The sequence below is a fragment of the Blautia marasmi genome (genome assembly GCF_900258535.1).
Taxonomy (GTDB): Bacteria; Bacillota; Clostridia; order Lachnospirales; family Lachnospiraceae; genus Blautia; species Blautia hominis.
Genome location: NZ_OIWX01000001.1, coordinates 4824106 through 4850395, shown reverse-complemented (window position 1 = coordinate 4850395; position 26290 = coordinate 4824106). Strand labels below are relative to the sequence as shown.

Below are 26290 nucleotides of genomic sequence, written 5' to 3'. Positions count from 1 at the left end.
ATCAGTCGTTATATATCTCTTCAATCGTCTCATAGCCTTCAGACTGAAGCTGTTCCTTCTGGAATTTTTTATTCTTTTTCATATATACAATATTAACGCTCTTGCCTGCTTTTCTCTCTTCCCCGGCTTTTTTCACAACCTCCACCAGTTTTTCAGAGCTGAGCTTCTTATCCAGCAGATATGCTTTCTTGTCCGCACTGCCCGGTACCTGGAATCCTCTCTCCATGAGCAGCATAACGATACGCTCAAAACCAATGGAAAATCCGGTTGCCGGTGTGGGGGTTCCTGTGAATTTGCCGATCATCTCATCGTAACGTCCGCCGCCGCCTACACTGCCGGAAAAACCGTCAATACAGATTTCAAAGATCGGTCCCGTATAATAAGACATACCGCGCACTAATGTAGGATCAAAGATGATCCTGAAGTTAGCTGTTTTCGCCTCTGTCACACTCTCGATAATGGTGGACATATTGTCTGCCACATCCGGCTCCAGGAATCCTTCCAGCTTGTCCTTACAGTATTTTACTCCGTCAAGACCTTCTCCGATGGCGTCGAACAGTGCAATGTATCTTTCAATACCCTCTTTCGCAAATCCGGCTTCCTCCAGCTCTGCTGCCACGCCTTCCAGGCCGATCTTATCCATTTTATCCAGGATGATGAATACCTGGTCATAAGACTCTTCCGGGAATCCGCTGTAAGCTGCCATGGCTTTTAAGAAACGACGGTCATTGATGCGGATGGCAAAGCTCTCAAAATCCAGCTTGCCAACCAGTGTGGAGGTTGCCAGAATAACATCAATCTCTGCCAGATTGGTAGGATCTCCCAGGATATCAATATCACACTGCATAAACTGGCGGAAACGGCCTCTCTGCGGTCTGTCCGCACGGAATACGTTTCCCATCTGCAGAGCCTTGAAAGGGGAGGGCAGATCATTGGCATTGTTGGAATAGAAACGGCAGAGCGGAACAGTCAGGTCATAACGCAGACCGCTGTCAACCAGGTCATTCTCCTCTTTCGCCTCATTGATCTTCAGTTTTTCCCCTCTTTTCAGAATACGGAAGATCAGTTTTTCATTATCTCCGCCCTGTTTGCTGGTCAGGTTTTCAATGTGTTCCACGCAGGGAGTCTCCATGGAGGTAAATCCGAACTCCTTATACGTTTCCTTGATCAGTCCGATCACATAATCACGGATCTCCATCTCTCTTGGCAGAATATCTTTCATTCCTGTAACTGGTTTTTTCTTTAACTGCATAATCTTCTCTCCTATCTCTAATCATTTTCATGTATTGCTCTCTGAAATGCAAGAAAAACCTGCATATCAAAATTTTTAACTTCGTCGATCACCATCTTCATGGCAGTCTCGCTGGAAAACGCGTCACGGTATGTCCTTTTGGATGTGAGGGCTGCATAGACATCACAGATCCTAATGATCCTGGCACCCATGGGAATCTTTTCCCCTGCCAGATTTTCCGGGTATCCGCTGCCGTCATAGTTTTCATGATGGTAGTAAATGCTGTCCAGCACAAACCGGGAATATCCCCTGTCCTTCAGGCTCTCATATCCCAATTCCGGATGACGCCTTACATACTTCATCTCCTCCACCACCATAGGATTTTCCTCCCCGGCAATGTAGTTATAAAGTCTCAGTTTTCCGATATCATGAAGCACTCCGGCCACTGCCAGCTCATGGCAGGCCTCCTCAGAAAGTCCCATCTGTTTTCCCACACGGAAAGCCAGGTTGCTCACCTGAATGCCATGTTCAATTTCCTTCTCCAGATTGAAACTAATCAGATGCTTCTGCGTATTTGCCATTCCCGCCATCCCCGCTCTTTATATTCAGATACGTTTCCAGCCCAATCCGTTTTCGGTCTGTCATCTCTTCGATCCTGGTAATATAATTTGTCACATCTTTTACGTTTTCGGCCCGTTCTATCCGCTCCCCGTTTTGGAAAACAAACTTGGTGGAAGCTCCCGCTCCCGCCGCCAGAATGGACTGCTTCTCTTCCATGATCAGAATATTATAGATACCCGCTTTGCCCGGTTTGGCATATCCCACATTCTCCAGATTGCCCGACATATTCTTCTGCCTGTACAGATAATATGGGCCCATGCCGCACTGCCGTGCGTAGTCCATGCACATATCCATGATCTCCTGATTGTTTTCAAAGGTCATCTCTTCATACTGTTCCCGGAACAGATGAAGCCTGGTGGCCCTCTTGACAGCCAGGGAATGTACCGTCAGACTGTCCGGGTTCAGAGCCTTTACTTCCTCCAGAGTGTGCCTTACATCCTCCGCACACTCCCCGGGCAGGCCTACGATCAGATCCATATTGATATTATCAAATCCGCACTCTCTGGCAAGGACAAAGGCGTGCTTTGTGTCCTCCACCGTATGCCTGCGTCCGATCAAATCCAGTGTCTTCTGGTTCATAGTCTGGGGATTTACGGAAATTCTTGTCACCGGATGTTTTTTGATCACCATGAGTTTCTCCCTGGTGATGCTGTCCGGCCTTCCTGCTTCCACTGTATATTCCTTCACCTGTTCCACCGGAAAACAGGCATCAATATGTGACAGCAGCCGTTCCATCTGCTCCGGTTCCAAAGTGGTGGGAGTCCCACCGCCAATATATATGGTGTCAAGGGTGCGCACTTTCATGGTCTCTCCGATATAAGTCAGCTCCCTGCAGAGCGCATCCAGGTATTCATCCACTTTATCCCGCCATCTCTCTATGGGGGATGAACTGAAAGAACAGTAAAGACAGATACTTGGGCAGAAGGGGATTCCCACGTACAGGCTGTATCCGTTCTGATAATCAATATCTTTTAACAGATCCCGCTCCCGGTTGGCAATGGTTATTGCCAGTGCCGTCTTTGTGTTGCCGGTAAAATAAGTACGGCGCATATAGTCTGCAGCCTCCGCATTGCTCATTCCCGACTCAATAAGCCCCATGGCGATCTTGGTAGGCCGGATTCCGGTCAGGTTCCCCCAGGGAAGGGTGATCCCTGTCTCCTGTGTGAGTCCTCTGTACAAAATCTGTTTCAGTATGTTCTTTCTTTCTTTTCTGTCCTGCCCTTTTTCAAAGCGGGCCGCTTCTCCGAATATAATTTCTCCATCCCTCTCCAGGGAGAGGTGCGTCTCTTCCTCCCCGTAGGCGATTCTCACCAGCAGGTCATAAGCTTTCTCTTCCTGCGTCTCTTCCGCATAGAAGTTCTCCACTTCTTCCTGGGGATAAAAGGCCTTGACCAGAGTGTAGGCATCATATTCAAACTCTCTTTTATTAAATGAAATGCCAATCATATAGGTTCCTCTTTCTTTGATTTTTTATAGATAGGGATTATATGATCGCTCATGATGGATGCTGGTCTCTTCCCCGTGTCCGGGATAAATCTTCACATCCTCGGGTAAATGGTTGATGATCTTCTTCAGACTCTCCTGCATTTTTGCAAAATTGCCTCCGGGCAGGTCACATCTGCCGCAGTTCTCACAGAAAATGGTGTCCCCGCTCATGAGCACACCCTCGTCCTCCAGATAATAGCAGCAGGAACCTTCCGTATGCCCCGGAGTCAGATACATTTTGATCTGAAAGCCTGCAAGTAAAAAGGTCTCGCCGTCTTCCAGGAAACGGTCGGCTTTCACCGTATAACCGACTCCCTCCCAGGAGGCTGACAGGTTCAACTGCGGGTCTGTGAGCATCTCTTCCTCCGCTCTGGCCGCATAGACGGGCACCTGCCACTTCTTCTGCAGCTCGCCTGCTGCCATAATATGATCATAATGCCCGTGTGTCAGAAGTATCCCTGCCGGTTTTCCCTCTATCCTGTCTATGGTACGGCAGATACGGTCCGCCTCAGCGGCGGGGTCAACCACCAGAATTTCCCCGCTCTGTGTATTTTTCAGGAAATAGCAGTTGGTCATGACCGGGCCAACCACAATTCCTCTCAGATTCAGATTCTTCATATCTCGACTCCTTAGCCGGTAGTACGTCCGATATCCAGAACGCTCTCTACCTGTCTGATTTTTTCCACCAGGCTGCTCAGCTCTTCCTTGCTCTTAATGTCAAAGGCAATATTTATGGTGGCACGCCCCTGTTTGCTGGTCCTTGTATTCATGGAGGTGATATCAATCTTCCTCTCCGTGAAAATCTTGGAAATGTCAACCAGAAGCCCGGTGCGGTTATTGGCGTACACATTGATCTCCGCTGTGTACTGCTCCCCGTCTCCCACGCTTTCTGACTGCCACTCCGCATCGATCAGGCGCTCCCTGTCTTCCAGGGACATATTGATAATATTGATACAGTCGGTACGGTGGATGGTCACCCCCCGTCCCCTTGTCACATATCCCACGATCTCGTCTCCGGGGATGGGGTTGCAGCACCTGGAAAACCGCACGGATACATCATGGATACCCTTCACCACAATACCGCTCTTGCTCTTGCGGATATGGAGCTTATCCTTTGTCTCCTCCGCAGCCTCCAGCACCTTCTCGTCTGTCAGTTCGCCCTTGTGCTCCTTGGTATAGATCTCCAGGAGCTTATTGATGACCTGGCCTTCTTTCAGACCGCCGTGTCCCACGGCTGCCAATACAGAATCCCAGTCCCGGAAACCGTATTTTTTCATAACAGATTCCAGATATTTCGGTTTTGTCAGATTTCCCAGTCCTATGCCTTTTAGTTTTGCATACTGGGCGAGCATATCTTTGCCCTTTAAAATGTTGTCTTCTTTTAACTCCTGCTTAAACCACTGGTTTATCTTGTTCTTGGCCTGGGTGCTCTTAACCACCTTCAGCCAGTCACGGCTTGGTCCCTTGGAGTTCTGTGAGGTAATGATCTCAATCCGGTCCCCGTTCTTAATCACATAGTCAATGGGAACCAGCTTTCCGTTCACTCTGGCGCCCACCATTTTGTTGCCTACCGCACTATGTACATTATAGGCAAAATCAATGGGGGTGGAGCCGTTGGGAAGTGTCTTCACATCACCCGCCGGGGTAAAGCAGTAAACACTTTCGGAAAACAGATCCAGATCGCTTTTTAAAAGACTTAAGAACTCCTTGTTGTCGGACATATCCCGCTGCCACTCCAGGATCTGGCGCAGCCAGCTCATTTTTTCCTCTTCCTGCTGGGTCACACTGGCCTTGCTGCTGCCTGATGCCTCTTTGTATTTCCAGTGGGCAGCAATACCGTATTCCGCTGTGCGGTGCATCTCAAACGTACGGATCTGTATTTCAAAAGGCTGTCCGTTCGGTCCGATCAAAGTAGTGTGCAGAGACTGGTACATATTGGGTTTTGGCATGGCGATATAGTCTTTGAACCGTCCCGGTATGGGCTTATACATCTCATGGATGATTCCCAGGGACGCATAGCAGTCCTTCACTGTATCCACAATAATGCGGACGGCAAACAAGTCGTAGATCTGATCCAGGGTCTTCTCCTGATTGACCATCTTCTTGTAAATACTGAAAAAGTGTTTGACACGCCCGTCAATCTGTGCGTGAATACCCGCATTTTCAATCTGTTCCCTGACACCGTTCACGATTCCGCTGACAAAAGCCTCCCGCTCACTTTTCCGCAGGTTGATTTTTTCCACCAGATCGTAATACACTTCAGGTTCCAGGTATTTTAAGGACAGATCGTCCAGTTCTATCTTTACTTTGGAAATACCAAGCCGCTGGGCAATGGGAGCATAGATATCCATGGTCTCCCTGGCCTTTTCCTTCTGTTTGTGGGGCGGCATATATTTCAGCGTTCTCATATTGTGAAGCCGGTCAGCCAGTTTTATCAGGATCACCCGGATATCCTTTGCCATGGCAAGGAACATCTTTCTCAGATTCTCTGCCTGTACTTCCACTTTATCTGCGGAATAATTCAACTGTCCCAGCTTTGTGACACCGTCCACTAACAGGGCCACCTCCGCGCCGAATTCCCGGGTGATCTCCTCTGTAGTCATGACTGTGTCTTCCACCACATCGTGCAGCAGGCCTGCCACAATAGTCTCCTTGTCCAGCTCCAGATCCGCCAGGATAATGCCCACACAAAGGGGATGAATGATATAAGGCTCGCCGGACTTGCGCACCTGCCCTTCGTGGGCATCTCTGGCAATCCGGTAAGCCTTCTCAATCATAGATATATCGGTGGAGGGATGGTACTTTCGCACACTGGAAATAAGCTCTTCATACAGAACAGAAGGGCTTGTAAAATCTTCCATGGTCTTCACACTTGCATCAGCCTTTTTAATTTTCGCTATTTCATCATCCTGAAGCGCTGCCTCTTTACTTTTCTCCATCTGCCATCACCTGATTTCTATTTACCTTCATAACATATAACGGAAGCCACATCATAATCTTTGAGACGTTTTCTGCCGTTCAAACCTGCCAGCTCCATAAGGGTGATGATTTTCACCACTTTGCCTCCAAGCTCCTCCACCATCCTGGCTGTCGCTTCAATGGTTCCGCCTGTGGCGATCAGGTCATCCACCAGTACCACCTTCTGGCCCGGTGTGACAGCGTCCTTGTGCATCTCGATAGTAGCACTGCCGTATTCCAAATCATAGCTGCTCTCTATGGTCTCGCAGGGCAGTTTCCCTTTCTTTCGTATCAGTACAAAGGGCTTATGTAAGTTGTAGGCAATAGGCGCCCCGAATATAAAGCCCCTGGACTCTGCTCCGGCGATCACATCTACCTCCACGCCGTCCAAAAGGGCCTGCATGGAATCCACAGCCAATGCAAATCCATCTGCATCCTGTAATATGCTTGTCACATCTCTGAAAATGATTCCCGGTTCAGGAAAATCCGGGATACTGCGCACATATTCCTCAATCTTCTTCATAACTCTCTCCTGCCTTTAGTTTCTTTTTGTTATCTCACGATATGTCAATTATACTCAAATTTTGGGTGTAGTCTTTAGTATATCATCTTTTTTTGTCGGAATCAAATGCAATTGCTATCTATTAGACTTTATCTATCTATATTCATACACATTTGCCTAATGGTTTTTATATACCAATTGCAATTTTATACATTTTTCTACATTTTCTCCCACGCGGCAAAGGTAATACTTGGTATATTGCCGGGAAACACAGGGATATATATATACAATATCCCCAACTTTTTCCATTTCATTCAATTCCCGTCTGGTTTTGGTTCTGCCAGCGGTCCGTGAAGCACTTTGTTTTCAAAGGCATCCACCGGCATGGGCCTTGCAAAATAGAACCCCTGCCCAATATCGCAGGAAATGGATCTTAAGAATTCAAGCTGTCTTTCATTCTCTATCCCTTCCGCAACTGTAGTGATGGAAAGTTCCCTGGCAAGGCGGATTATACTTTCCACCACCACTTTTCCCTTCGGGGATGTGGACTGCTCAGACAAAAATTCCCTGTCCAGCTTTAATTCCGCAATATCCAGGTCCTTCAGGGTATTAAGGGATGAATATCCGCTTCCGAAATCGTCCATAGATATAGTGAAGCCCATTTTATGGAGCTTTTTGATCACCATCTTGACTTGATCCAGATTACTCATGGCCACGCTCTCTGTAACCTCCAGAATGATCAGGGACGGCTCTATCTGATACCGGTCCACAATATCATGGAATTTGTCAAGATACTCATCATCATAAAAAAACACCCGGGACTGGTTTACCGAAATGGGCCTTACCTGGTACCCCTGCTTCATCCAGCAGGAAACCTTTTTACACGCCTCCTCCAGCATATACATATCAAGTTCTGTGATAAATCCGTTCTCCTCAAATACCGGTATAAATTCATCCGGGTAATGCATCACACCGTCCTCCGAACACCAGCGGACAAGAGCCTCGGCGCTGTGCAGGGTCTGGTCTCCCAGATAATATTTCGGCTGAAGATACATGTGGAATTCCCCGTTGGCAAGTGCTGCATGCATCTGGCTTTCAATCTCAATCTTTTTACGTGCTTTTTCATGGATCTCTTCATCGTAGAAAGCAATGGGGTTGGAGGTATTGCCGTTCACACTGTTAAGCGCCAGCAAAGCTCCATTGATCGCTGCATCAGGGGAGAGGATATTTTTCATTCTCGGTTCATTTCCCTGTATGATATTGATTCCGAAATTGCAGTTAATACGATAATCCTGATTCGGGCTTATGACATGATCATTGATATCCTGATGTATCTTTTTCATTCTGGAAATGATCTCTTCCCTGCTCTTATAGTAAAGCAGCATTCCGAAATGATCTGCGTTATCTCTGTAATACCGTTCACCTTGCGCAAGGTTTTCCTCCAGGACCCTGGCAATGTGCTGCAGGAGAAGGTTTCCTTTTTCAAAACCAAAGAATTCGTTCACAAACTTAAATCCGCTCATGTTCATCAATACCATGGCATAATCCGCAGGCTCCCTGAGCAAAGCCGGGAGATCCGTGACAAAGCGGTTCCGGTTGTCAGCGCCTGTCAAAATATCTTGATATGCAAAGATATTGAGGGCCTCATGTTCTCTCTTCAGCAGATTATATATATAGAAAAACAAAATGCCGAACATGAAAAAGACACAGACCATCACACATAAGAAGACAAGAAACATGGTATTGAAATTATGGTTCAGAAATGTCTGCGGCACCAGGCAGAATATCTGCCAGTCATTGATCCCCACAGGAATAAATGTCACCCAATAAGCCTTGCCCCCGTAACGGAAGGTGGCGAAAGAGTCCCCTCCATGCTCCATATCGGCAAGAATGGATGCCCGGATATCATCCGGGATATCCCCGCCGTCAAAGACATTGTCCAGATGTTTTCTGATGACCGCATGGTCAGAACGGATAATAAAATTCCCCTCATGGTCAATGATATGGATATAAGCAGCACCGTCAAATATATCCTGGCTTATGATCTCTGAAAAATCGGCAGTTGTACGGGTTGCTGTGACAGCTCCGGTGACCTTCCCGTTATTGATGATCGGAACTCCATAACAGACTACCGTGCCCTCTGAAAATCTGTCATCCATAATTTCCGAAACAACAGCCTCTCCTAAGAAAGCCTTGTCTATAAACGTCTCGTCACTGATATCAACATCATAATATTTCTCACCGTTTGTATCAACAAAATATCCGGTCTTATCTGCGGAGACAAAACCCATGCGGATAAAATCATTGCGGCTACTTTCCTCTTCCAGACAGGAGAGCGCTTCCTCCAAATCTATGGTATCCCCCTGCCCGATAAAAGCAGACATGGCATCCAGAGTCCGGAAATCTCCGTCAATCTGGGCTGTAATAATGTTTTTATACTGTGACACAATTTCTTTCATATACTTTTGCGCTTCATTTTCCTGTGTATCTTTCATGCTCAAATAAACGACGCCACAGATCAGCACTAAAATAAGACTTACTACAGAAACCAGAATTACGGATATGGTAATTTGTTTTTTTACGTCTCCCTCTTTCATGTTTGCACCCCCTGCACAGGTATCAGATCATAGATACATCATACATGATAATCCTGCGTAATACAATCATTACAGACAGCAAAAATAACGCATTTCGGCCTGAGGCAGTCAAATAAAATTCTGTATGATGATTTCTATGCTCTCCCTGCCGTTGTAGGCGTTTATGGAGGGATAATACGCAACGGACCACCTTTGCTTCTCCTTTATCTTTTCAGCGAAGGCATCCCCGTCCCCAAACCAGACACCCTGGGCTTGGCATCCGTTTTCATCAAAGAGATTCATTTTCACCACGTTGCGGTTCTTTCCAAAGACCCGGCAGTTTTCAACACGGACATTTTTCTGGGCAAACAAAGGCTTGGTATTTCCCTTTCCAAATGGTTCTAAAAGGGAAAGCTGGCGTATGAGGGGCATGTTCACATAGGAGATGGGCATAGGCACATCAATCAGCACCTTTTCAGCCATATCCTCCTCTGTAAGTGTGCAGTTCTCATTGAGCATCCGCCTGAAAGGATCCACATTTTCCTCCGGCAGGGATAGCCCGGCAGCCATAGGATGACCGCCGAACTTGGTCAGCAGTTCCCTGCACCTGGTCAGTTCCCGGAACATATGGTAACTCTCAATGGAACGGCCGGAGCCTTTGACTCCCTCCTCCGCTCTTGTGAGCACAAACACCGGCTTGCTGTAGCGTTCCCGGATACGGCCTGCAATGATCCCGGCCAGGCTTTCATGGCAGTCCGCAAGATAGACGACCAGTACCCTGTCCTCCTTAAGGGATGTGTTTTCCACCATCTGTACCGCTTCCTCCACACCTTTTGCCGTCATATCTTTTCTGCTGTCATTCAGTGCTTTCAAATCCTCCGCAAGTGCTGCCGCTTCCTCCCGGTCCCGGCATAAAAGCAGATTCAGCGCCCTCTTGGCAGTGCTCAGACGCCCGCTGGCATTCATGCAGGGACCAATGACAAATCCGATGTGGTATGCCGTGAGAGGCTTGTCCTCCAGGTGGTTTACATGGATCAGGGCTTTTAATCCGGGATTCTGTGTGCGCATGATCCTTTTCAGCCCTTCTTTTACTATGATCCTGTTCTCATCCTGCAGATCCATCACATCTCCCACGGTGGCGATGGCGGCAAATTCTATAAGCTCCTCCATATCAGAAGCAGGAAAGCCCATGCGCTCGTAAAGGCCGCAGATGACTTTATAGGCCACCATAGCCCCGCAGATCCCTTTATAAGGGTAGGGACAATCCTGCTGTTTCGGATTCACAATGGCGTCCGCATCAGGCACAAACGTACGCAGGCTTCCGTCTTCCAGCTCCTCGTATGGGATTTCGTGATGGTCTGTGACCACTACAGTCATGCCAAGAGTTTTGGCATAAGCGATCTGTTCTATAGCGCTGATACCGTTGTCACAGGTAACAATGGTATCTGTTCCGGCTTCATAAGCCAGATCAATAAGCTCTTTGCTGACCCCGTACCCGTCTTTCATCCTGTCCGGTATATCAACATCCACGCAGGCACCTGCATGGCGAAGTCCTGCCAGCAGAATATAGGTGGAGCAGACACCGTCAATGTCATAATCACCGATGATCCTGATTTTTTTCCCTTCCCCGATTTTCTGTTCAAGAATATCAAGGGCAGCATCCATTCCTTTTAAAAGCTTCCAGGAATGAAGGCCCGACATCTTTCCGTGGAGATACCGGTCAATCTCCTCGTCCGTGATCTGGTCTCTGTTTCTGATAAGCCTTGCAATAACCGGATCCACACCGAATTTCCGGCTGATCTCATAAAAATCCGCTTTCTTAGCGGAGATCACCCATTTTTCCATCTTTTGTCCTCTCCTATTCATGTTGAAAAAGAAAGGGGTACTGCTGTGCAGCACCCCCATCTGTTTTTACGCGATCTTCTTTTTGATTTTTGTCTTCATAACATACCACAGAGCACCTGTGATGCACACGGAGGAATATCCGCCGCACACAATACCAACCATCAGAGGCAGGGCAAATTCCCTTACAGAGGAAACTCCCAGCACGAACAGCAGGAATACCATGATAAAGGTGGTCAGTGAAGTATAGATACTTCTTGTCAGAGTCTGGGTGATACTGTTGTTGACCAGCTCCTCCAAATCTGATTTCTTTTTGGCCACTGCCAGGTTCTCACGGATACGGTCAAAGATAACGATGGTCGCATTGATGGAATAACCCACGATCGTAAGCATACAAGCAATAAATGTGTTACCCACAGATACTCTGGCTACTGCATAGAAAGCCAGAACTACCAGCACATCGTGCAGCAGAGCCACAACTGCGCTGCTGGCAAACCGGATATCTTTGAAACGGAACCAGATGTAAAGCAGCATGAGGACTGTAGCGATCACCACTGCCTTCACCGCGTCGGCGCGCATCTCGCTGCTGACTGTGGAGGAAATACTCTCAGTTGCGATCAGATCTTTATCCACATCAAACGCATCCACCAGAGCCTGGTTGAGTTCCTCTCTTGTCTGTACATCCAGAGTAATGGTCTTAATGATAACCTGATTGGTACCCACCACTTTAGTGGCCTGTACATTGTTGTCCCCTGTAACCTCTTCCACGATGGGAACCACTTTGGCATCAATCTCCTTAATGTCCATATTGTCATTAAAGGTCACATTGGTGGATGTACCGCCTTTAAACTCCAGGCTGTATTTCAGTGCATCCCCTGTGCTGGCTTTGAACACGCCCATAGCAATCGGGGCGCAGAGAACCAGGATGATGGAAACTGCGAAGAAGATCCTTTTCTTCTGCAGAAAACGGATCGGCTGTCTCTCTTTCTTTCTGCCATAAAACTTTTCATCGCGGATTCCCACTGCATACATAGCGTAGGCAATAAAACGGGAAACCACTAACGCGGTGAACATGGACAGAACAATACCAAGTGCCAGCGTCTGGGCAAAGCCTTTTACCGTACCGGAACCCAGCCAGTTCAGTACAAACGCTGCGATCAATGTTGTAATATTGCCGTCAAAGATGGCAGAGAATGCTTTCTGGAAACCATTCTGGATAGCAGTCCGAACATTTCTGCCAAGTGCGATCTCCTCCTGCATACGGGCATAGATGATGACGTTTGCGTCCACAGCCATACCGATAGACAAGATAATACCTGCAATACCCGGCAATGTCAGGGTCAGGTCAAAAGCATTCAGGAATATCAGATCCAGACATGTATAAATGATCAGCGCAATACCGGATACAAGTCCCGGAATCCTGTATACAAAGATCATGAAAAGGATAACCAGGGCAAGGCCGATCCCTGCTGCTTTTAAGCTGCTTGCGATGGCTTCCTCACCTAACTGGGCAGCAACTACGTTGGAACGCAGTTCGCTCAGTTCCAGCTTCAGACCACCGATACGGATGGTGGAAGCCAGGTTTTCCGCCTCAGCGGAGTCCTTCATACCGGAAATCTGGGCGTTGCCGTCCTTGATCTCAGCGTTTACATTCGGGACACTGACGAACTTGCCGTCATAGTAAATACCAATGCTGTCATGGTTGTCCTCATATGCAGCTTTTGTTGCCTCTGCGAATTTTGTAGTACCTTCCTCTGTCAGAGTCAAATCCACCACATTCTCTTTGTTCTTCAGATCATTTTCGATCATGGAGGCTTTCGCCGTCTTTACCTCGGTACCTGTCAGGACAATGGAACCATCCTCCTGCAGTTCTTCTATGGTTTTATTCAGAACATACTCAGAGCCGTTGAACGTGTAGTTCTCGGAACCGTCAGAACCTTTATGGGCAATAAAATACAGGGAACCGGGTTTTCCCAGCTCTTCCAGAACCTTGTTGGCATCTGTCACTCCCGGGATTTCCACATTGATCCTGTTTGTGCCCTCTTTGTATACCTGGGCTTCAGAGCTGTACTGCTCCACACGTTTCTGTAATTTGTAGATGGTATCTGCCATCTCATCGTCTGTCGGATTCTCTTTTGATGCCTCGTATGTAATGCTGACACCGCCTGCCAGATCCAGTCCGGTCTTAATGTGTTTGGCGGCACCTGTTCCGGTGGGACCAAGTCCCACTGCGGAGGTGAATACCAGAAAACCGGTAATCAGAACCGTCAGCACAAGTACGAGGATACCTCTGCTTTTCTTCATTGTTCTTTCCCTTCTTTACTTTTAGTCTTAATGTGTGTGATGTTTATACTCACTGGTCTGCCAAAGCGGCCTTTATCATAATGGCACATTCCACTCTCTTACGCTGCAGTTCACAGCCAAGGTCGTAGACATCATTGATGGAGCCGTGGAAATTATAGGCGTTTGCCGCGCATCCGCCGCTGCAGTAAAATCTGGCGAAACACTTCAGGCATTTTTCCTTTGCATATACATTACACTCTTTGAACTCATCACGGATTTCCGGTTTCTGTACACCATCCCAAACATTGCCCATAAGGAATTTATCCTCACCTACAAACTGGTGGCAGGGATAGAGATCTCCCCAGGGTGTCACGGCCAGATACTCCGTTCCGGAACCGCAGCCGGAAAGCCTTTTGTATACACAGGGGCCCCCCGTCAGGTCTATCATAAAGTGGAAAAAGTGAAAGCCTCTTCCCTCTTTTTCCCTCTTGATGATCTCTTTTGCCAGCTTGTCATACTCCTCACAGATCTTCGGAACATCCTCCCACTTCAGGGCGTACTCTTCCTTTTCGTCCGCCACTACAGGCTCCACGGAAATCTGCTCAAATCCCAGGTCCGCCAAATGGAGCACATCCTTGGAAAAATCCAGATTATGACGTGTGAAGGTTCCTCTGGCATAATACTTTTTCTGGCCTCTGCTGTCCGCAAATTTCTGAAATTTGGGCACGACCAGGTCATAACTGCCTGCCCCTTTCCTAAAAGGACGCATAAAATCATGGACTTCCCTGCGGCCGTCAATGCTGAGTACCACATTGTCCATTTCTTTGTTGGCAAATTCCATCATCTCATCATTGAGCAGGACGCCGTTTGTGGTCAATGTAAAGCGGAAACGCTTGTTATGTATTTTTTCCTGGGAACGTCCATAGGCCACAAGGTCTTTGACTACCTTCCAGTTCATAAGCGGTTCCCCGCCGAAGAAATCCACTTCCAGATTCTTTCTGTTGCCGGAATTGGCAATCAGGAAATCCAACGCCTGTTTCCCCACTTCATAAGTCATCATGGCTCTGCGTCCATGATACTCCCCTTCCTCCGCGAAACAGTAGCGGCAGGCCAGGTTACAGTCGTGGGCAATGTGCAGGCAGAGGGCCTTCACCACAGTGGGCCTGTCCTTAAAGCTGTCGATCGCTTTCTCGTACACATCCTCTGTGAACAACATCTGTTCTTTTTTCAGTTCTGCACATTCCTCAAGAGCGGTCCTGATATCCCCCTCCTGGTACTTGTCTTTCAGGGCAGCCAGGATCTCCTCCTCACTGTTCCCTTCATCGAGCAGTCCAACCATATCGTAGACAATCTCATCCACCACATGTACGGAACCGCTGTTCACATCCAGTACAATATTGTAGCCATTATTTTTATAACGATGAATCACAGTATTTTTCCTTTCTTCTTATGCTGAATACAAAAAAGAATCCTGCCTCAGGAGCATTCCCGTATGACAATGAATAAGCAGCGGCTTTTATACCGCTGCTTCTGATGTCTTCCTATGACAGCATATTATTCATGATAATAGAAAACTCGCGGGGCGTGATCTCCATTATTTATTCTCGCAGCTCTGATTCCCTACTGTACAGGATGTTTTACAGGCTGACTGACAAGATGTCTGGCATTCACCACATCCGCCTTTTTTAACTGTATTCTGTAAGTTTTTTGTATTTAATGTTTTGATATGTTCCATAACATATTCCTCCCTGTGCTTAAATGTAATTCTATGCGTCTGCACGCTTGTGGCTATTATAGCATATCTATAACCAGCAAGGCAAGTATTTCTTTCGTCTTTTAGGACCCCATCCCGGCCCGCGTTACTGTTCACTCCGTGTCCAGCAACACGCTTCGCGATGCACAGATATGGAGCATTCTGCCCCATATCGCGCTGGCTGCCTCGGGATTTTCATGCTTCCGGCAGAAAACGCCTCCCGGTACAGTGGCCTGTGAACAGTAACCGGCCCGCACCTTCACCGCTACGACAGCATACCGCCCAGCGCACCGCCCAGAAAACAGAGGAAATAGGTAACTGCCATTTCCTTGAAATCAGCGGAAATCTGATGTTCCGTCAGAAAAGTGACGGCTGTCAGCAGCACTGCATATCCAATCCCCAGGGCCATTCCCCAAAGATATCTCTGGTTTCCTACCTTTTTTCCAAGATAGAAGCCTCCCAGAAAACAGGACACTATGTAAATAATCAGGATGCCCAGATTCACCTGGTTCTCTCCCAGTCCCGTCTTGTACAGAAGAAGCGCCAGAAGAAGCAGCATGATCCCTGTTGCCAGATAAGCCGCCAGCAGCGCTTTCATCATCAGTAAAGGTTTTGATTGTTTCGCAACTGTCTGCTCCATAAAGAAACCCTCCCATATGTATATATATGGAAGGGCTTTCTAATGTATTACTATGTAATTCCCGATTATTTCTTTTTCTTTTTACTCAGAACTAAGAGAACCACTACCACGATAACCGCCGCTGCAGCTACCAGTACATAAGTGAGTATTGGTGTCTCGTCACCTGTTCTGGGGTTCACGATCACTGTCCCGTTGTTTTTCTTTACGGATGTGTTGGTGGGCTTCTTCACAGTGGAGGAACCGCCGCTGTTGTTATTCTGGTTAATGGAGGAACCGCTGTTGCTGCCTGATGTACCGGTCGACGGCACCGCAGGTTTATGATTCGGACTTGTTGTGCCAATCCCTACCAGCTGACTGCCGCCCACATTAAACGGACTCAGAGAACCGGTCTCGAATACCAGATATCCGTCAACAACATTCATATTACTTCCCAGTGTGAAGTATTCATAATTGCCTGTCTCTTCCATGTAATGCCCTATCACAAGCTTCTCATAGAGGTTTGCGTCCTTGGGCACCGGTATGGACACTGTAACTTTTTTGCCTTCGGGAATCTCGTACTTTTTATCTGCCTTTAAATCCCACAGTTCAATCTCGTACGCCTGCAGGATCTGCTCTATATTAGCCGCCGGCATACGGTCCACATCTGTGTTCAGTGACACCCTGATTTCCACATAGGACGGAATAAAATCACCGGATATTTTAACATCTGTGGCTTTGTCCCAGAGACTTCCCACCGGATCTTTTTTGTCAGACTCCGCCTTCTTGGTAGACTCCTCTTTCTTGGACTCTTCTGACTTGGTATCATCTTTCTTGGTAGACTCCTCCTGCTTTTGGTCGTCTTTCTTAGAATCCTCCTTATCGGATCCCTCCTTCTCAGAGTCATCCTTTTTGGAGTCATCCTTTTGGGAATCCTCCATGTTATCCTCTGTTCCCTTTTTATCATCTGAAGGCTTTTCTGTCTTATCTTGGTCTGTGTTTTTATCGTCTGCCGGTTTTTCCGCTTCTTCACCCTTGCCGGTGTCGCTGCTGCCTGCATCCTGTTTCTGGTCGTCTGTGCCTGCCTCTTCCTTCTTAGGCTCCTCTTTCTCTTCTTCCTTAGGTGGTTCCGGTGCTTTTAAAGATTCCACGTACACGGTCACACTGCGGGTCACCTGCTGTCCCTCCTGGCTCCAGCCGGGGATATTGGAATAGTCATATGTCTCTGTGTCGTTTGGTGTAAAAATTATCTGTTGGGTACTCTCGTATGTATCGGGCACTTTCTCCGGTTCCGCGAAACGGAAGGTACCGTCACCGTTAAAACCGTCGCCCATAAACAGGGACTCCAGGGTGGCAGGCTCTTTCATAGTCATGGTATCCGGAACTGTCACTGCAGGAGCTTCCTGCTTTTTGACCGGTGTCTCTTCTTTTGGTTCCTCTTTTGGTTCCTCTTTTGGCTCTTCCTTAGGTTCTTCCTTTGGCTCCTCTTTTGCCTCTTCCTTTGGTTCCTCTTTTACTTCTTCTTTATTCCCGCTGCTCTCCCCGGAAGCATTCTCTTTGTTCTCCTCTTTCGGCTTTTCTCCTATGACAAAAGCATCCGCTCCCAGATTCGCACTTTTTGTATCCACATCAGAAGCGCTCAGCCATCCGTAAGTCAGTGTAAGTCTGCCGCTGCCCTCCACTTTGATGATAGGGCCGCTGAAACCGTCCGCCCGCTTCACAGTAATGCCGGAAGGCATGGTGAGCTTTGTCTCACCGGAAACGGTTATGGTCCCGCACACCAGAATGGTTGCGTTGTCAGCGGCCAGGGACTTCGCCTTCTCAAAGCTGGAGACTGCCGTATCCTTGGAAGTGCCGTCTCCGCTCTTTTTACCGCTGCCGCTTAAATAAACAGTCTTTAATTTGGCGGTATTGTCTGCCTGCTGCTCCGCTGCTGCCACCTGGGATAATCCCATGTGCATACCGGTGCCGGTTCCCTGTACCACCAGCACTGCTGCCAGAGTGATACCCAGTGTTGTTTTCCAGATTCTGTTTTTATATGATCTACTGTTATTTCCGCTGTAATTTTTCTTCATAATCTGCCCCTTTTTTAAATCTATCTCGCCGTGGTCTGTCAGAGCGTGTCGGCTATAAATGTCAAGACACACCCCTAGTACAGCGTTGCATAAGTTCCAATGATATAGTACCCGCTCTTTACGCCAGTGCCGCGTTGCCGAAGCTAGTCGTAGGAACCGCTACGCCGTCGCTTCGGCGCCTTGCACTGACGAAAATATCAGGCACTCTATCACCGAAACTTACGCAATGCTGTACTAGTATCTTATATATGTAAAAACTGCCATTTTGCACATTGTGCATATTAGACAATTTTAATACGCTTTCTTTAGGCATAATCATCATACCTCTATCGGAGATATTATAGCATATTTCTGTTTGTTTCGACACCCCTAAAATTCAATTTTTTTATTTTTTCTGCTATACTTGCAATCCTTCCCAAAATCATGTATCATTTCTTAATATAATTTTATATTACAAAGGAGTTGAAATTTAATTGGATTCCAGTGACGCCATACAGTTTCTCGTCTTGATTATTCTCATATGCCTGTCGGCATTCTTTTCATCCGCAGAAACTTCTATGACAACCGCAAACAAAATACGCATCCAGACCCTGGCCGAACAGGGGAACAAGAAGGCCAAAACCCTTCTGAAAGTAACAGGCAATTCCGGAAAGATGCTCAGCACCATTTTGATAGGCAACAACCTAGTGAATATCGGGGCCTCTTCCCTGGCTACATCCATGGCGATCCGCATGTTCGGCAATGCAGCAGTGGGCATCTGTACCGGTGTTCTGACACTGCTCATTCTGATCTTTGGAGAGATCACACCCAAGACCATGGCAACCTTAAACGCCGAAAGGCTTGCGCTGTCTTACGCAGGACCTATTCACGGACTGATGGTGCTCCTCACGCCGGTCATTTATATTGTGAATAAGCTTTCCGCAGGCGTGCTGTCCCTTCTGCGCGTGGATCAGAATGGAAACGGCAGCAAGATCACAGAGCACGAACTGCGTACCATCGTCAATGTCAGCCATGAGGAGGGTGTCATTGAAAGTGAAGAACGCCAGATGATATACAATGTGTTTGATTTCGGGGATTCCCAGGCCAAAGATGTTATGGTGCCCCGTATTGATGTAGCTTTCGCAGATATCGGAAGCTCCTATGATGACCTGGTATCCATGTTCAGGGAGGAGAAACACACCCGGTTTCCTGTCTACGAGGATACCACAGACAATGTGGTAGGTATTGTAAATGTAAAGGACCTGCTGCTTATGGGGTCCAGGGAAAGCTTCGCTCTCAGGGATATTATGCGGGAACCTTATTTTACCTTTGAGTACAAAAAGACTTCTGAACTTCTGGTTGAAATGAAAGAAGAAAGCGTATCCTTTGCTGTTGTACTTGATGAATACGGGGCTACCGCAGGGATCATAACCCTGGAGGATCTGCTGGAGGAAATCGTGGGGGATATCCATGATGAATATGACGATACCGAGGAAGATGACCTGACGGAAATCATTCCCGGACGGGAATATGTGGCACTTGGATCCGCAAGGCTGGATGATCTGAATGAGGTGCTGCCTGTAGAGATCGAATCTGAGGACTACGATTCGATCGGCGGATACATCATCGAACAGCTTGACCGTTTCCCGGAACCTGGAGAAAGCATCACCACCCCGGATCATGTCCGCCTGGTTGTGGACAAGATAGAGAAGAACAGAATTGAGGCTGTACATATATACCTGCCTAAGATACAGGAACAGCCTGAAGAAGAAGAATGACCGGCAGCCGGAAAATCCCGGAATCCTGCCGCTGACAACACAAATGGAAAGGACAACAACGAATTATGAGCGGTTTTTTTAACATGGACAGCCCTGTTATGCGGTTTCTGTCCCGCGTATGTGACCTGATGATCTTAAATTTTATGTGCCTGATCTGCTGCATTCCTATTGTGACCATAGGAGCATCGGTCACTGCGCTTTACTCTGTTACCCTGAAAATGGTAAGGGGAGAGGAATCTTATATCTTTAAAGGATTCTTCAAGGCTTTCAAGGAGAACTTCAAAATCTCCACCATAATCTGGCTGATCCTGGCACTGCTGGGTCTGCTGATCTTTGCGGATTATAAAGCAACCCAGTTCCTGCCTGATAATATGAAGAATATCTTCCGCATCCTTGTGGGTGTTGTGATAACCTTCTACCTCCTGCTGATGACCTATGTCTTCCCCTATGTGGCAAGATTTGAGAACAATGTAAAAAACACGGTCAAGAATGCACTGCTTATCAGCATTCTGAACCTGCCACAGACCATTTTGGTTGTGTGTATTCCGGTGGGACTGGTGTTTATCACTATGTTCAACTCCACTACTCTGGTTTACGGAAGCTTATTCTGGTTCCTGATCGGGCTTTCCTTTATTGCCTTCTGTAACTCCTACATCTTCCGCAAGGTATTTGCCAAATACGAACCTCAGGAAGAGACAGAAGAACAGGGCAATCCGGATGATTACACGGTACCAGAAGATGAACTTTTGGACAAACAGGAACCCCTTGAACAGATCGAAGAAAAGAAATAAAATCCTCTTAAAAAGAAGCCGTTCCGCACTATGCGGAAGGCTTCTTTTCTTTATCTCTCATATTTTTCATGATCTCATGGAACTGCTCCCCGCAGCGGGCGATCTCACCCAGGACGGTCTCACATCCCTTTTCACTCAAAAACCAGTTCCAACGGGTGATATCACAGTCATCCGCAGGGCAGACCAGAAGTTCCGTATCCGGATATAAAAGCTGGTAATATAGAAGCGCCCGTCTGGCATGTGCCGGTTTGCAGCAGATGATCCCACGGTCCACATGGAGACCTGCAGCGTCTGTCACCTCTCTGGAGCGGATGGCATTTTCATATGTGTAGGTCGCCTTTTCTTCCCGCCATACATCACACTCTTTCACACCGTTTTTTACAAGGACTGTCTTTAAAAATTCCCACTCTGTCCGGTACTCTCCTTCATACACTTCCGCCTTTGCCTGGACTCCTGCAAATTTCCCCTGCAGGATGCTGTACTTTCCGGAGGGCAGAACACAGGGGGAAAAGCCCTCTCTGTACAGCCGGGCTGCCTTTTCTGCGATCTGCGGAAATCCACTGCCGGGGACAAAAATAATGTCCGCCGGCTTTGGCTCCTGTTCCACAAATATGAACTCTGTCATCTGGTTTAAAAACCTTTTGTTAAACATTACCCTTTCCCCTCTGTTGTTTTATCCAGATATTTTTCTGTGATCAAACAGAAAAAATCCATCATCTCCGGATAGGTAAATATTTCTTCCGTCCGTATCATATCCTCCAGCTTCTCTTTTGTCACCCATCTGACCTCTGCCACCTCATCCGGATCAAGGGTAAGACCGGAAGCAGAGATATCCCGCTGGGCAAGAAATACCTCCCATATCATATGGCTGTTGTCTTCCCGGTTCACATGGGCCAGATGTATCAGTTCTTCCCTCTCAAGTGCAAGGCCTATCTCTTCTTTGACCTCTCGAATACAGCCGTCCCAGGCATCCTCGCCTGCCTGGATCCTTCCCGCAGTCAAAGACCAGACATTTGGATAGTGCTGGCATCTGCTGCTTCTCTTCTGGATCAGGAATTCTCCCTTCCGGTTGATGATCCAAGCCTCCACCGCAATATGATACTCCCCTTCCCCAAAGTCTCTGCCCTTTTCAATGGTTCTCCCCGTAGGAATCCCTTTGCTGTCACATATATCCCAGAGTTCCATCTTTTTTCCTCCCATTTACCGAATGTCATAAACACTTCTAAGCTGTAAGTTCTCCGGTTTTCCGCCCAAAATCCTGACACGTTTCTCTCCGGCATTCATATCGAAATAATTATCGGACAAAAGAAGCGTTTCCGTATCATTGCGTATCTCAACACTCTTGGCGTAAGCCTGCGCCTGAACTATAATTTCATCTCCCTCCACCCGGCAGGTAAGCTTCGGGTCTGCATAGGAAAAGTATTTCGGAAGGGAAAAGATCACCGTTCCCTCTGAGATGACTTCCTCGTCTTTTAGCAGTTCATAACTCACATACCTGTCAAAAACCTGAATATGGGGGAACTCCATCTTATCAAGCCAGACGCTTGACATAGCCGGTACAAAGACCAGCTCTTCATGGGATGAAAAAATTTCCCCGCTCCTGTTCCGTACTGCCCATCTGACCAGAACCTGCTGTTCTATTCTGGTCTCATTGGCCACATTCAGACGGATGGACTTTTCAAATTCAAAGTGTTCCCGGTTCATATCCGGCTTCTGGGTCAGCCATCCCTCCTCCTCACAGGACACCATAAGAGGGGAAAAGAAACGCTTCGCATAGTAGTGCAGTGCCTTCCAGCGGCCGGTATAGTCAATGGAAGACCAGGAGGCCACAGGCCAGCAGTCGTTCAGCTGCCAGTAAATAGCACCCATACACCTTCCCCTGTTCCTCCTGAAATGCTCCACCCCGTAGCGGATCGCCTCTGCCTGAAGAAGCTGCGATGCATAGAGCACGGTTTCAAAAGATGAGGGGTAGCGGAACGTCTGCTGCATGTAATTCATAATCTTACCGTTTGCACCTGCATTTCTCTGGTGCTTTTCCATCACATAGGAAAAGATATTCCAGTCATCCGGATCATCTGTAAAAGTCTTGATGGTATTCAGGCATGGGAAGGATTGAAAACCGAATTCAGACGCATAGCGGAAGAAATAATTTCTGTAATCTGAAAAAGGCTTGCTGCCATGCCATACATCCCAGTAATGTACATCACCTCTGTCCGGGGCGTTGGGTTCGTCAAAGGAACCGCCTGAGGAAGGACTTGCAGGCCAGTAAAAGGTCTGCGGGTCATATTCTTTCAGCACCTCCGGTATCACCCTCTCGTACATGAGCAGATAATCCTTTACTTCCGAGGGTTTGGATACCCAGTTGCCTTCCTTCACAAACATTTCCATCTCATTGTTTCCGCACCAGAGTCCCAAGGAGGCGTGATGACGGATACGTTTTATATTGTCCGCCAGTTCCTCTCTGATATTCGCCTCAAAGGCCGGCGTCAGATCATAGACGGCACAGGCAAACATAAAGTCCTGCCATACCATAAGTCCCAGCTCATCGCAGATATCATAGAACCAGTCCTCAGGGTAATAGCCGCCGCCCCACACGCGCACAGCATTAAAATTGGCAGCCTTACAGTCTTCCAGAAGTTTTCTTGTCTTTTCCGGAGTTGTCCTGCCCAGCAGATGATCCTCCGGAATATAGTCGGCCCCCATGGCAAATACCTGTATCCCGTTTACTTCATGGGCAAAGCTCTCCCCGAATTCATCTTTCTCCACATGCATGGTCATGGTGCAAAGTCCCATACGCTGCGTATGCTCGTCCACCACCGTCCCGGAGCAAATAAGCTCTGTCCTGACTGTGTAGAGCGGCTGTTCCCCGATACCGTTGGGCCACCAGAGTCTTGGATCTTCCACCAGGATCTCCTCCGGAGAGCCTTCATAGACACGTTTCTCCCTGGCAGGGTCCTCTATGGTTATCCGGTAAGAACAGCCGGAAACCTCCCTGCTGAACTTCACAGGCTCTTTTGCCGCCCCGTCCTTAGCTGTCCTTACATACACCTGTGGAGTCAGACGGACACATCCGGCCCGGTGTTCCTGGAGCAGATACACACTGTCAAGACAGGCCTTTTGTATCCCAAGCAGAGATACCGGCCGAAAGATTCCTGCATCCGGCAGATGCGCACCCCAGTCCCAGCCGAACATACAGTGTGCCTTTCTGATGTGCACAAAGCCATCCATAGCATCCTCAGATCCCCTGGTGGGTGCCTCCGCGAATTTCTCCCTGATATAAGCCAGCGGCGAATGAAAAAGAACCCGCAGAGAGTTTCCCTTTTCATGGAGCAGATGCCGCACCGGAAATTCCCAGGTACGGTGCATATTCTCGGTCCTGCCTATATATTCATGATTCACATAGATATCCGCAATGGTATCCAGCCCTTCAAAGCGCAGCAGAACGCTGTCGCAGGCCAGAAGGTCCGGTTCACAGGCAAATATGGTCTCATATTCAAAATCATTTTCCATCAGCGCCAGGGCTTTATTTTCATTGTCTTTCCAGAAAGGGTCCTCCATGTTGCCGTTTCTCAAAAGATCCGTGTATACCGTTCCGGGCACCTCTGCCTGCTGCCAGTCATCCCACCCTGCTGTGTGCATTTCCCAATTTTTATCCAGATTCTGTTTTATCATTTAGCTGCCTTCTCCTCTTCTTACCTATTGATCGTAACTGTTCAGCACCCTCACAGTTACAGGCAAAAATCCATGCAGAATCGCCTTTGGCGATGGGATTTTTGCCTGGCTGCGGAATGCTTTCTTACGGTCAGCGCAGTGAATGCGCAGACCTGCTGAATAGTTACTATTGATCTTCACTGCCGTCAATCAGAAGATGACTATATTCCGGATGTTTTGCAAACCAGCCAACCGCATAAGAACATGTGGGAAGTACCTTTTTCCCGCTCTCATCCAAATACTGTGCCGCTGCCTGCATAAGTTTTCCCGCAATCCCCTGCCCGCGCAGGGATTCATCTACAAAGGTATGGTTTATGTTCACCGTGTTTTTGTTCACAGCCGGAAATGTGATCTCTGCCAGCATTTTTCCTTCTTCATTGTAGTAGGCAATTCTTGCTTTTTCCTTCGTAAATTCCATAATCATTCTCCTCTTCCTTTTTATTTATTATAAAAGCCGGCATAACCGGCTTTTATGATTCTGTTTTTATGATGCAAGGGCTTTTGTTTTCCACTTTCCTTTTCTGTAGAAAAATCCGGTGACAATGGCTCCCAATACCCAGGAGACCAGCAGGGAGATGAAGATACATTCACTGCGGCCGTTTGGAAGCTCAGGCGTTCTGGTAGCCCAGGATATTCCGTAGGCAAGGGGCACACGGATCAGCACAGTGGTAATAATGGATATCCACATAGGTGTCATGGTATCACCCGCCCCTCTCATAACACCGGAAAGGCTCTGGGTCACTGCCATGGCAATATATCCCACAGCCAGGATACACATCAGGCGCATACTCAACTCCACAAGCTCAGAGGTACTGGTAAAGATCCCCATAAGATTTTTGCCGAACAGCAGGATCATGGCCGTGATGACCGCGGAGGTTCCCGCTGCTATAAGAGTTCCCTGCCTGGCTCCTTTTTCCACCCGGTCATAGCTGTTTGCACCTACATTCTGGCCTGCGTAGGTGGTCATGGTGGTCCCGAAAGAGAAGTTGGGCATCATGGCAAAACCGTCCACACGCATGACGATCACATTGGCCGCTATGAACATTTCCCCAAAGCTGTTTGTCAGTGACTGTACAATGACCATAGCCAAGGAGAAAATAGCCTGAGTAAGGCCTGAGGGAAGTCCCAGACGGATAATATTGACCGCATGGTTCTTTTTCATCTTCAGATAATGGGGTTTGAAATCAAAGATTTCCTTCATACGGGTCAGCTTCCACATACAGAGAATTGCAGATACTGCCTGCGCAATGGCTGTGGCAAGGGCGACACCCGGCACGCCCAGTCCCAGACCTGCTACAAACCACAAGTCCAGAATGATATTCAATACGGTTGCTACAAGCAGATATAAAAGGGCTGATATGGAATCCCCGAGACCTCTCAAAATACCACTCAGAATATTATAGTAAGCCACACCTGCAATGCCGATAAATAAAATCCTCAGATAGGAATTACACCAGTCAATGATAGTGTCCGGCGTATGCAGAAGCTCCAGCATAGGCATAATGACAAAGGGTGCCAATGCCATGATAATGATGGAGGCAATGGCTGTCAGGGTAACACAGCTTCCTATGGTACCTGAAAGCTCTTCTCTCTCCTTTGCCCCAAAATACTGGGAAACCATTACACTGCTCCCCACGGAAATACCGATAAATAAAACAAGCAGCAAATTGAGGATCGGGCCGGCGCTGCCCACCGCTGCCAGGGCATTGTCCCCCACATACCGTCCTACAATGATACTGTCCACCGTGTTGTAGAGCTGCTGTGCGATATTGCCGATAACCAGCGGCACAGTAAAAGCCACGATCTTCTCCCACGGTTTGCCCTCTGTCATGTCCACAGGGCCGAATAATTTCTTTAGTTGTCCTCCCATAATACGTTTACCTTCTTCTGTCACATTTTTCTCATGCTTATTTAGCTCTGCTAAATATGATACGCTTATTTAGCTCCGCTAAATATGATACGCTTATTTAGCTCCGCTAAATATGATATACATATATCCTACTATAAAATGACTGTCCGGTCAAAATGTATTTTACGGGGAAGGTTGTTTTTTTCAAGCGCGTATAGAAAAGCAGAAAAAAAGAGGTGA

General features: G+C 47.7%; 20 protein-coding genes. 2 read left to right on the top strand and 18 right to left on the bottom strand.

Features of this window, described 5'->3' with window-relative positions; genetic code table 11:
- Position 1: 1 nt before the first annotated feature.
- The 13 genes from hisS to C6P39_RS21135 form a co-directional block, all read right to left on the bottom strand.
- The gene (hisS, locus tag C6P39_RS21195) at positions 2–1252 is read right to left on the bottom strand and encodes a histidine--tRNA ligase (RefSeq protein WP_095175337.1); all 1251 of its coding nucleotides are present in this window, start codon (positions 1250–1252) and stop codon (positions 2–4) included.
- Between the two features lie 17 nt (positions 1253–1269).
- Positions 1270–1812 (bottom strand): HD-GYP domain-containing protein, encoded by a 543-nt coding sequence (locus C6P39_RS21190; protein ID WP_095175336.1) that lies wholly within the window; start codon positions 1810–1812, stop codon positions 1270–1272.
- A complete protein-coding gene (hemZ, locus tag C6P39_RS21185; protein ID WP_104805098.1) occupies positions 1784–3298 on the bottom strand; it encodes a coproporphyrinogen dehydrogenase HemZ in 1515 nt (504 codons plus the stop codon). Before hemZ ends, C6P39_RS21190 begins: the two co-directional genes overlap by 29 nt.
- A gap of 24 nt (positions 3299–3322) precedes the next feature.
- Positions 3323–3955, bottom strand: coding sequence for an MBL fold metallo-hydrolase (locus tag C6P39_RS21180; RefSeq protein ID WP_065542212.1), 633 nt, complete (start codon positions 3953–3955; stop codon positions 3323–3325).
- An 11-nt stretch (positions 3956–3966) separates the two neighbouring features.
- Positions 3967–6276 (bottom strand): RelA/SpoT family protein, encoded by a 2310-nt coding sequence (locus C6P39_RS21175; protein WP_104805097.1) that lies wholly within the window; start codon positions 6274–6276, stop codon positions 3967–3969.
- Between the two features lie 17 nt (positions 6277–6293).
- Positions 6294–6818, bottom strand: coding sequence for an adenine phosphoribosyltransferase (locus C6P39_RS21170; RefSeq protein WP_095175332.1), 525 nt, complete (start codon positions 6816–6818; stop codon positions 6294–6296).
- Between the two features lie 293 nt (positions 6819–7111).
- Positions 7112–9394, bottom strand: coding sequence for a bifunctional diguanylate cyclase/phosphodiesterase (locus C6P39_RS21165; RefSeq protein WP_104805096.1), 2283 nt, complete (start codon positions 9392–9394; stop codon positions 7112–7114).
- Between the two features lie 108 nt (positions 9395–9502).
- Entirely contained in the window at positions 9503–11218 is a 1716-nt protein-coding gene (recJ, locus tag C6P39_RS21160) for a single-stranded-DNA-specific exonuclease RecJ (protein WP_104805095.1), read from the bottom strand.
- Between the two features lie 66 nt (positions 11219–11284).
- Positions 11285–13519: a protein translocase subunit SecD gene (gene secD / locus C6P39_RS21155; RefSeq protein ID WP_104805094.1), complete on the bottom strand. Its 2235-nt coding sequence runs from the start codon at positions 13517–13519 to the stop codon at positions 11285–11287.
- Between the two features lie 49 nt (positions 13520–13568).
- The gene (gene scfB / locus C6P39_RS21150; RefSeq protein ID WP_104805093.1) at positions 13569–14927 is read right to left on the bottom strand and encodes a thioether cross-link-forming SCIFF peptide maturase; all 1359 of its coding nucleotides are present in this window, start codon (positions 14925–14927) and stop codon (positions 13569–13571) included.
- A 165-nt stretch (positions 14928–15092) separates the two neighbouring features.
- Positions 15093–15233: a six-cysteine ranthipeptide SCIFF gene (gene scfA / locus C6P39_RS21145; RefSeq protein WP_015541285.1), complete on the bottom strand. Its 141-nt coding sequence runs from the start codon at positions 15231–15233 to the stop codon at positions 15093–15095.
- Between the two features lie 283 nt (positions 15234–15516).
- Positions 15517–15891, bottom strand: coding sequence for a TIGR04086 family membrane protein (locus tag C6P39_RS21140; protein ID WP_065542219.1), 375 nt, complete (start codon positions 15889–15891; stop codon positions 15517–15519).
- A gap of 65 nt (positions 15892–15956) precedes the next feature.
- Positions 15957–17942 carry a hypothetical protein gene (locus C6P39_RS21135; RefSeq protein ID WP_158661650.1) on the bottom strand — a complete coding sequence of 662 codons (1986 nt, stop codon included), beginning with the start codon at positions 17940–17942 and terminating at the stop codon, positions 15957–15959.
- A gap of 473 nt (positions 17943–18415) precedes the next feature.
- Here C6P39_RS21135 and C6P39_RS21125 point away from each other — a divergent pair, with 473 nt between their 5' ends.
- Entirely contained in the window at positions 18416–19699 is a 1284-nt protein-coding gene (locus C6P39_RS21125; protein WP_104805091.1) for an HlyC/CorC family transporter, read from the top strand.
- A 65-nt stretch (positions 19700–19764) separates the two neighbouring features.
- A complete protein-coding gene (locus C6P39_RS21120) occupies positions 19765–20490 on the top strand; it encodes a YesL family protein (protein WP_095175325.1) in 726 nt (241 codons plus the stop codon).
- Positions 20491–20518: 28 nt separating this feature from the next.
- Here the strand turns inward: C6P39_RS21120 and C6P39_RS21115 are convergent, their stop codons facing one another.
- The 5 genes from C6P39_RS21115 to C6P39_RS21095 form a co-directional block, all read right to left on the bottom strand.
- On the bottom strand, positions 20519–21142 hold the full coding sequence (locus C6P39_RS21115) for a YdcF family protein (RefSeq protein WP_104805090.1): 624 nt from the start codon (positions 21140–21142) through the stop codon (positions 20519–20521).
- Positions 21142–21675 (bottom strand): NUDIX hydrolase, encoded by a 534-nt coding sequence (locus C6P39_RS21110; protein WP_104805089.1) that lies wholly within the window; start codon positions 21673–21675, stop codon positions 21142–21144. The genes C6P39_RS21115 and C6P39_RS21110 overlap by 1 nt, the downstream gene beginning before the upstream one ends.
- A 15-nt stretch (positions 21676–21690) precedes the next feature.
- Complete coding sequence (locus C6P39_RS21105) at positions 21691–24162, bottom strand: beta-mannosidase (RefSeq protein WP_104805088.1); 2472 nt, start codon at positions 24160–24162, stop codon at positions 21691–21693.
- A gap of 166 nt (positions 24163–24328) precedes the next feature.
- A complete protein-coding gene (locus C6P39_RS21100; RefSeq protein ID WP_104805087.1) occupies positions 24329–24619 on the bottom strand; it encodes a GNAT family N-acetyltransferase in 291 nt (96 codons plus the stop codon).
- Between the two features lie 66 nt (positions 24620–24685).
- A complete protein-coding gene (locus C6P39_RS21095; protein WP_095175320.1) occupies positions 24686–26071 on the bottom strand; it encodes an MATE family efflux transporter in 1386 nt (461 codons plus the stop codon).
- Between the last annotated feature and the right edge of the window lie 219 nt (positions 26072–26290).

What these genes read in the sequence shown, in the direction of transcription:
- C6P39_RS21175 (WP_104805097.1), bottom strand. Translation starts at nt 6,276, where the DNA reads ATGGAGAAAAGTAAAGAGGCAGCGCTTCAGGATGATGAAATAGCGAAA.
- C6P39_RS21120 (WP_095175325.1), top strand. Translation starts at nt 19,765, where the DNA reads ATGAGCGGTTTTTTTAACATGGACAGCCCTGTTATGCGGTTTCTGTCC.
- C6P39_RS21140 (WP_065542219.1), bottom strand. Translation starts at nt 15,891, where the DNA reads ATGGAGCAGACAGTTGCGAAACAATCAAAACCTTTACTGATGATGAAA.
- C6P39_RS21100 (WP_104805087.1), bottom strand. Translation starts at nt 24,619, where the DNA reads ATGGAATTTACGAAGGAAAAAGCAAGAATTGCCTACTACAATGAAGAA.
- C6P39_RS21110 (WP_104805089.1), bottom strand. Translation starts at nt 21,675, where the DNA reads ATGGAACTCTGGGATATATGTGACAGCAAAGGGATTCCTACGGGGAGA.
- C6P39_RS21165 (WP_104805096.1), bottom strand. Translation starts at nt 9,394, where the DNA reads ATGAAAGAGGGAGACGTAAAAAAACAAATTACCATATCCGTAATTCTG.
- hemZ (WP_104805098.1), bottom strand. Translation starts at nt 3,298, where the DNA reads ATGATTGGCATTTCATTTAATAAAAGAGAGTTTGAATATGATGCCTAC.
- C6P39_RS21105 (WP_104805088.1), bottom strand. Translation starts at nt 24,162, where the DNA reads ATGATAAAACAGAATCTGGATAAAAATTGGGAAATGCACACAGCAGGG.
- C6P39_RS21095 (WP_095175320.1), bottom strand. Translation starts at nt 26,071, where the DNA reads ATGGGAGGACAACTAAAGAAATTATTCGGCCCTGTGGACATGACAGAG.
- C6P39_RS21135 (WP_158661650.1), bottom strand. Translation starts at nt 17,942, where the DNA reads ATGAAGAAAAATTACAGCGGAAATAACAGTAGATCATATAAAAACAGA.
- C6P39_RS21180 (WP_065542212.1), bottom strand. Translation starts at nt 3,955, where the DNA reads ATGAAGAATCTGAATCTGAGAGGAATTGTGGTTGGCCCGGTCATGACC.
- recJ (WP_104805095.1), bottom strand. Translation starts at nt 11,218, where the DNA reads ATGGAAAAATGGGTGATCTCCGCTAAGAAAGCGGATTTTTATGAGATC.
- secD (WP_104805094.1), bottom strand. Translation starts at nt 13,519, where the DNA reads ATGAAGAAAAGCAGAGGTATCCTCGTACTTGTGCTGACGGTTCTGATT.
- C6P39_RS21115 (WP_104805090.1), bottom strand. Translation starts at nt 21,142, where the DNA reads ATGTTTAACAAAAGGTTTTTAAACCAGATGACAGAGTTCATATTTGTG.
- scfA (WP_015541285.1), bottom strand. Translation starts at nt 15,233, where the DNA reads ATGGAACATATCAAAACATTAAATACAAAAAACTTACAGAATACAGTT.
- hisS (WP_095175337.1), bottom strand. Translation starts at nt 1,252, where the DNA reads ATGCAGTTAAAGAAAAAACCAGTTACAGGAATGAAAGATATTCTGCCA.
- C6P39_RS21190 (WP_095175336.1), bottom strand. Translation starts at nt 1,812, where the DNA reads ATGGCAAATACGCAGAAGCATCTGATTAGTTTCAATCTGGAGAAGGAA.
- C6P39_RS21170 (WP_095175332.1), bottom strand. Translation starts at nt 6,818, where the DNA reads ATGAAGAAGATTGAGGAATATGTGCGCAGTATCCCGGATTTTCCTGAA.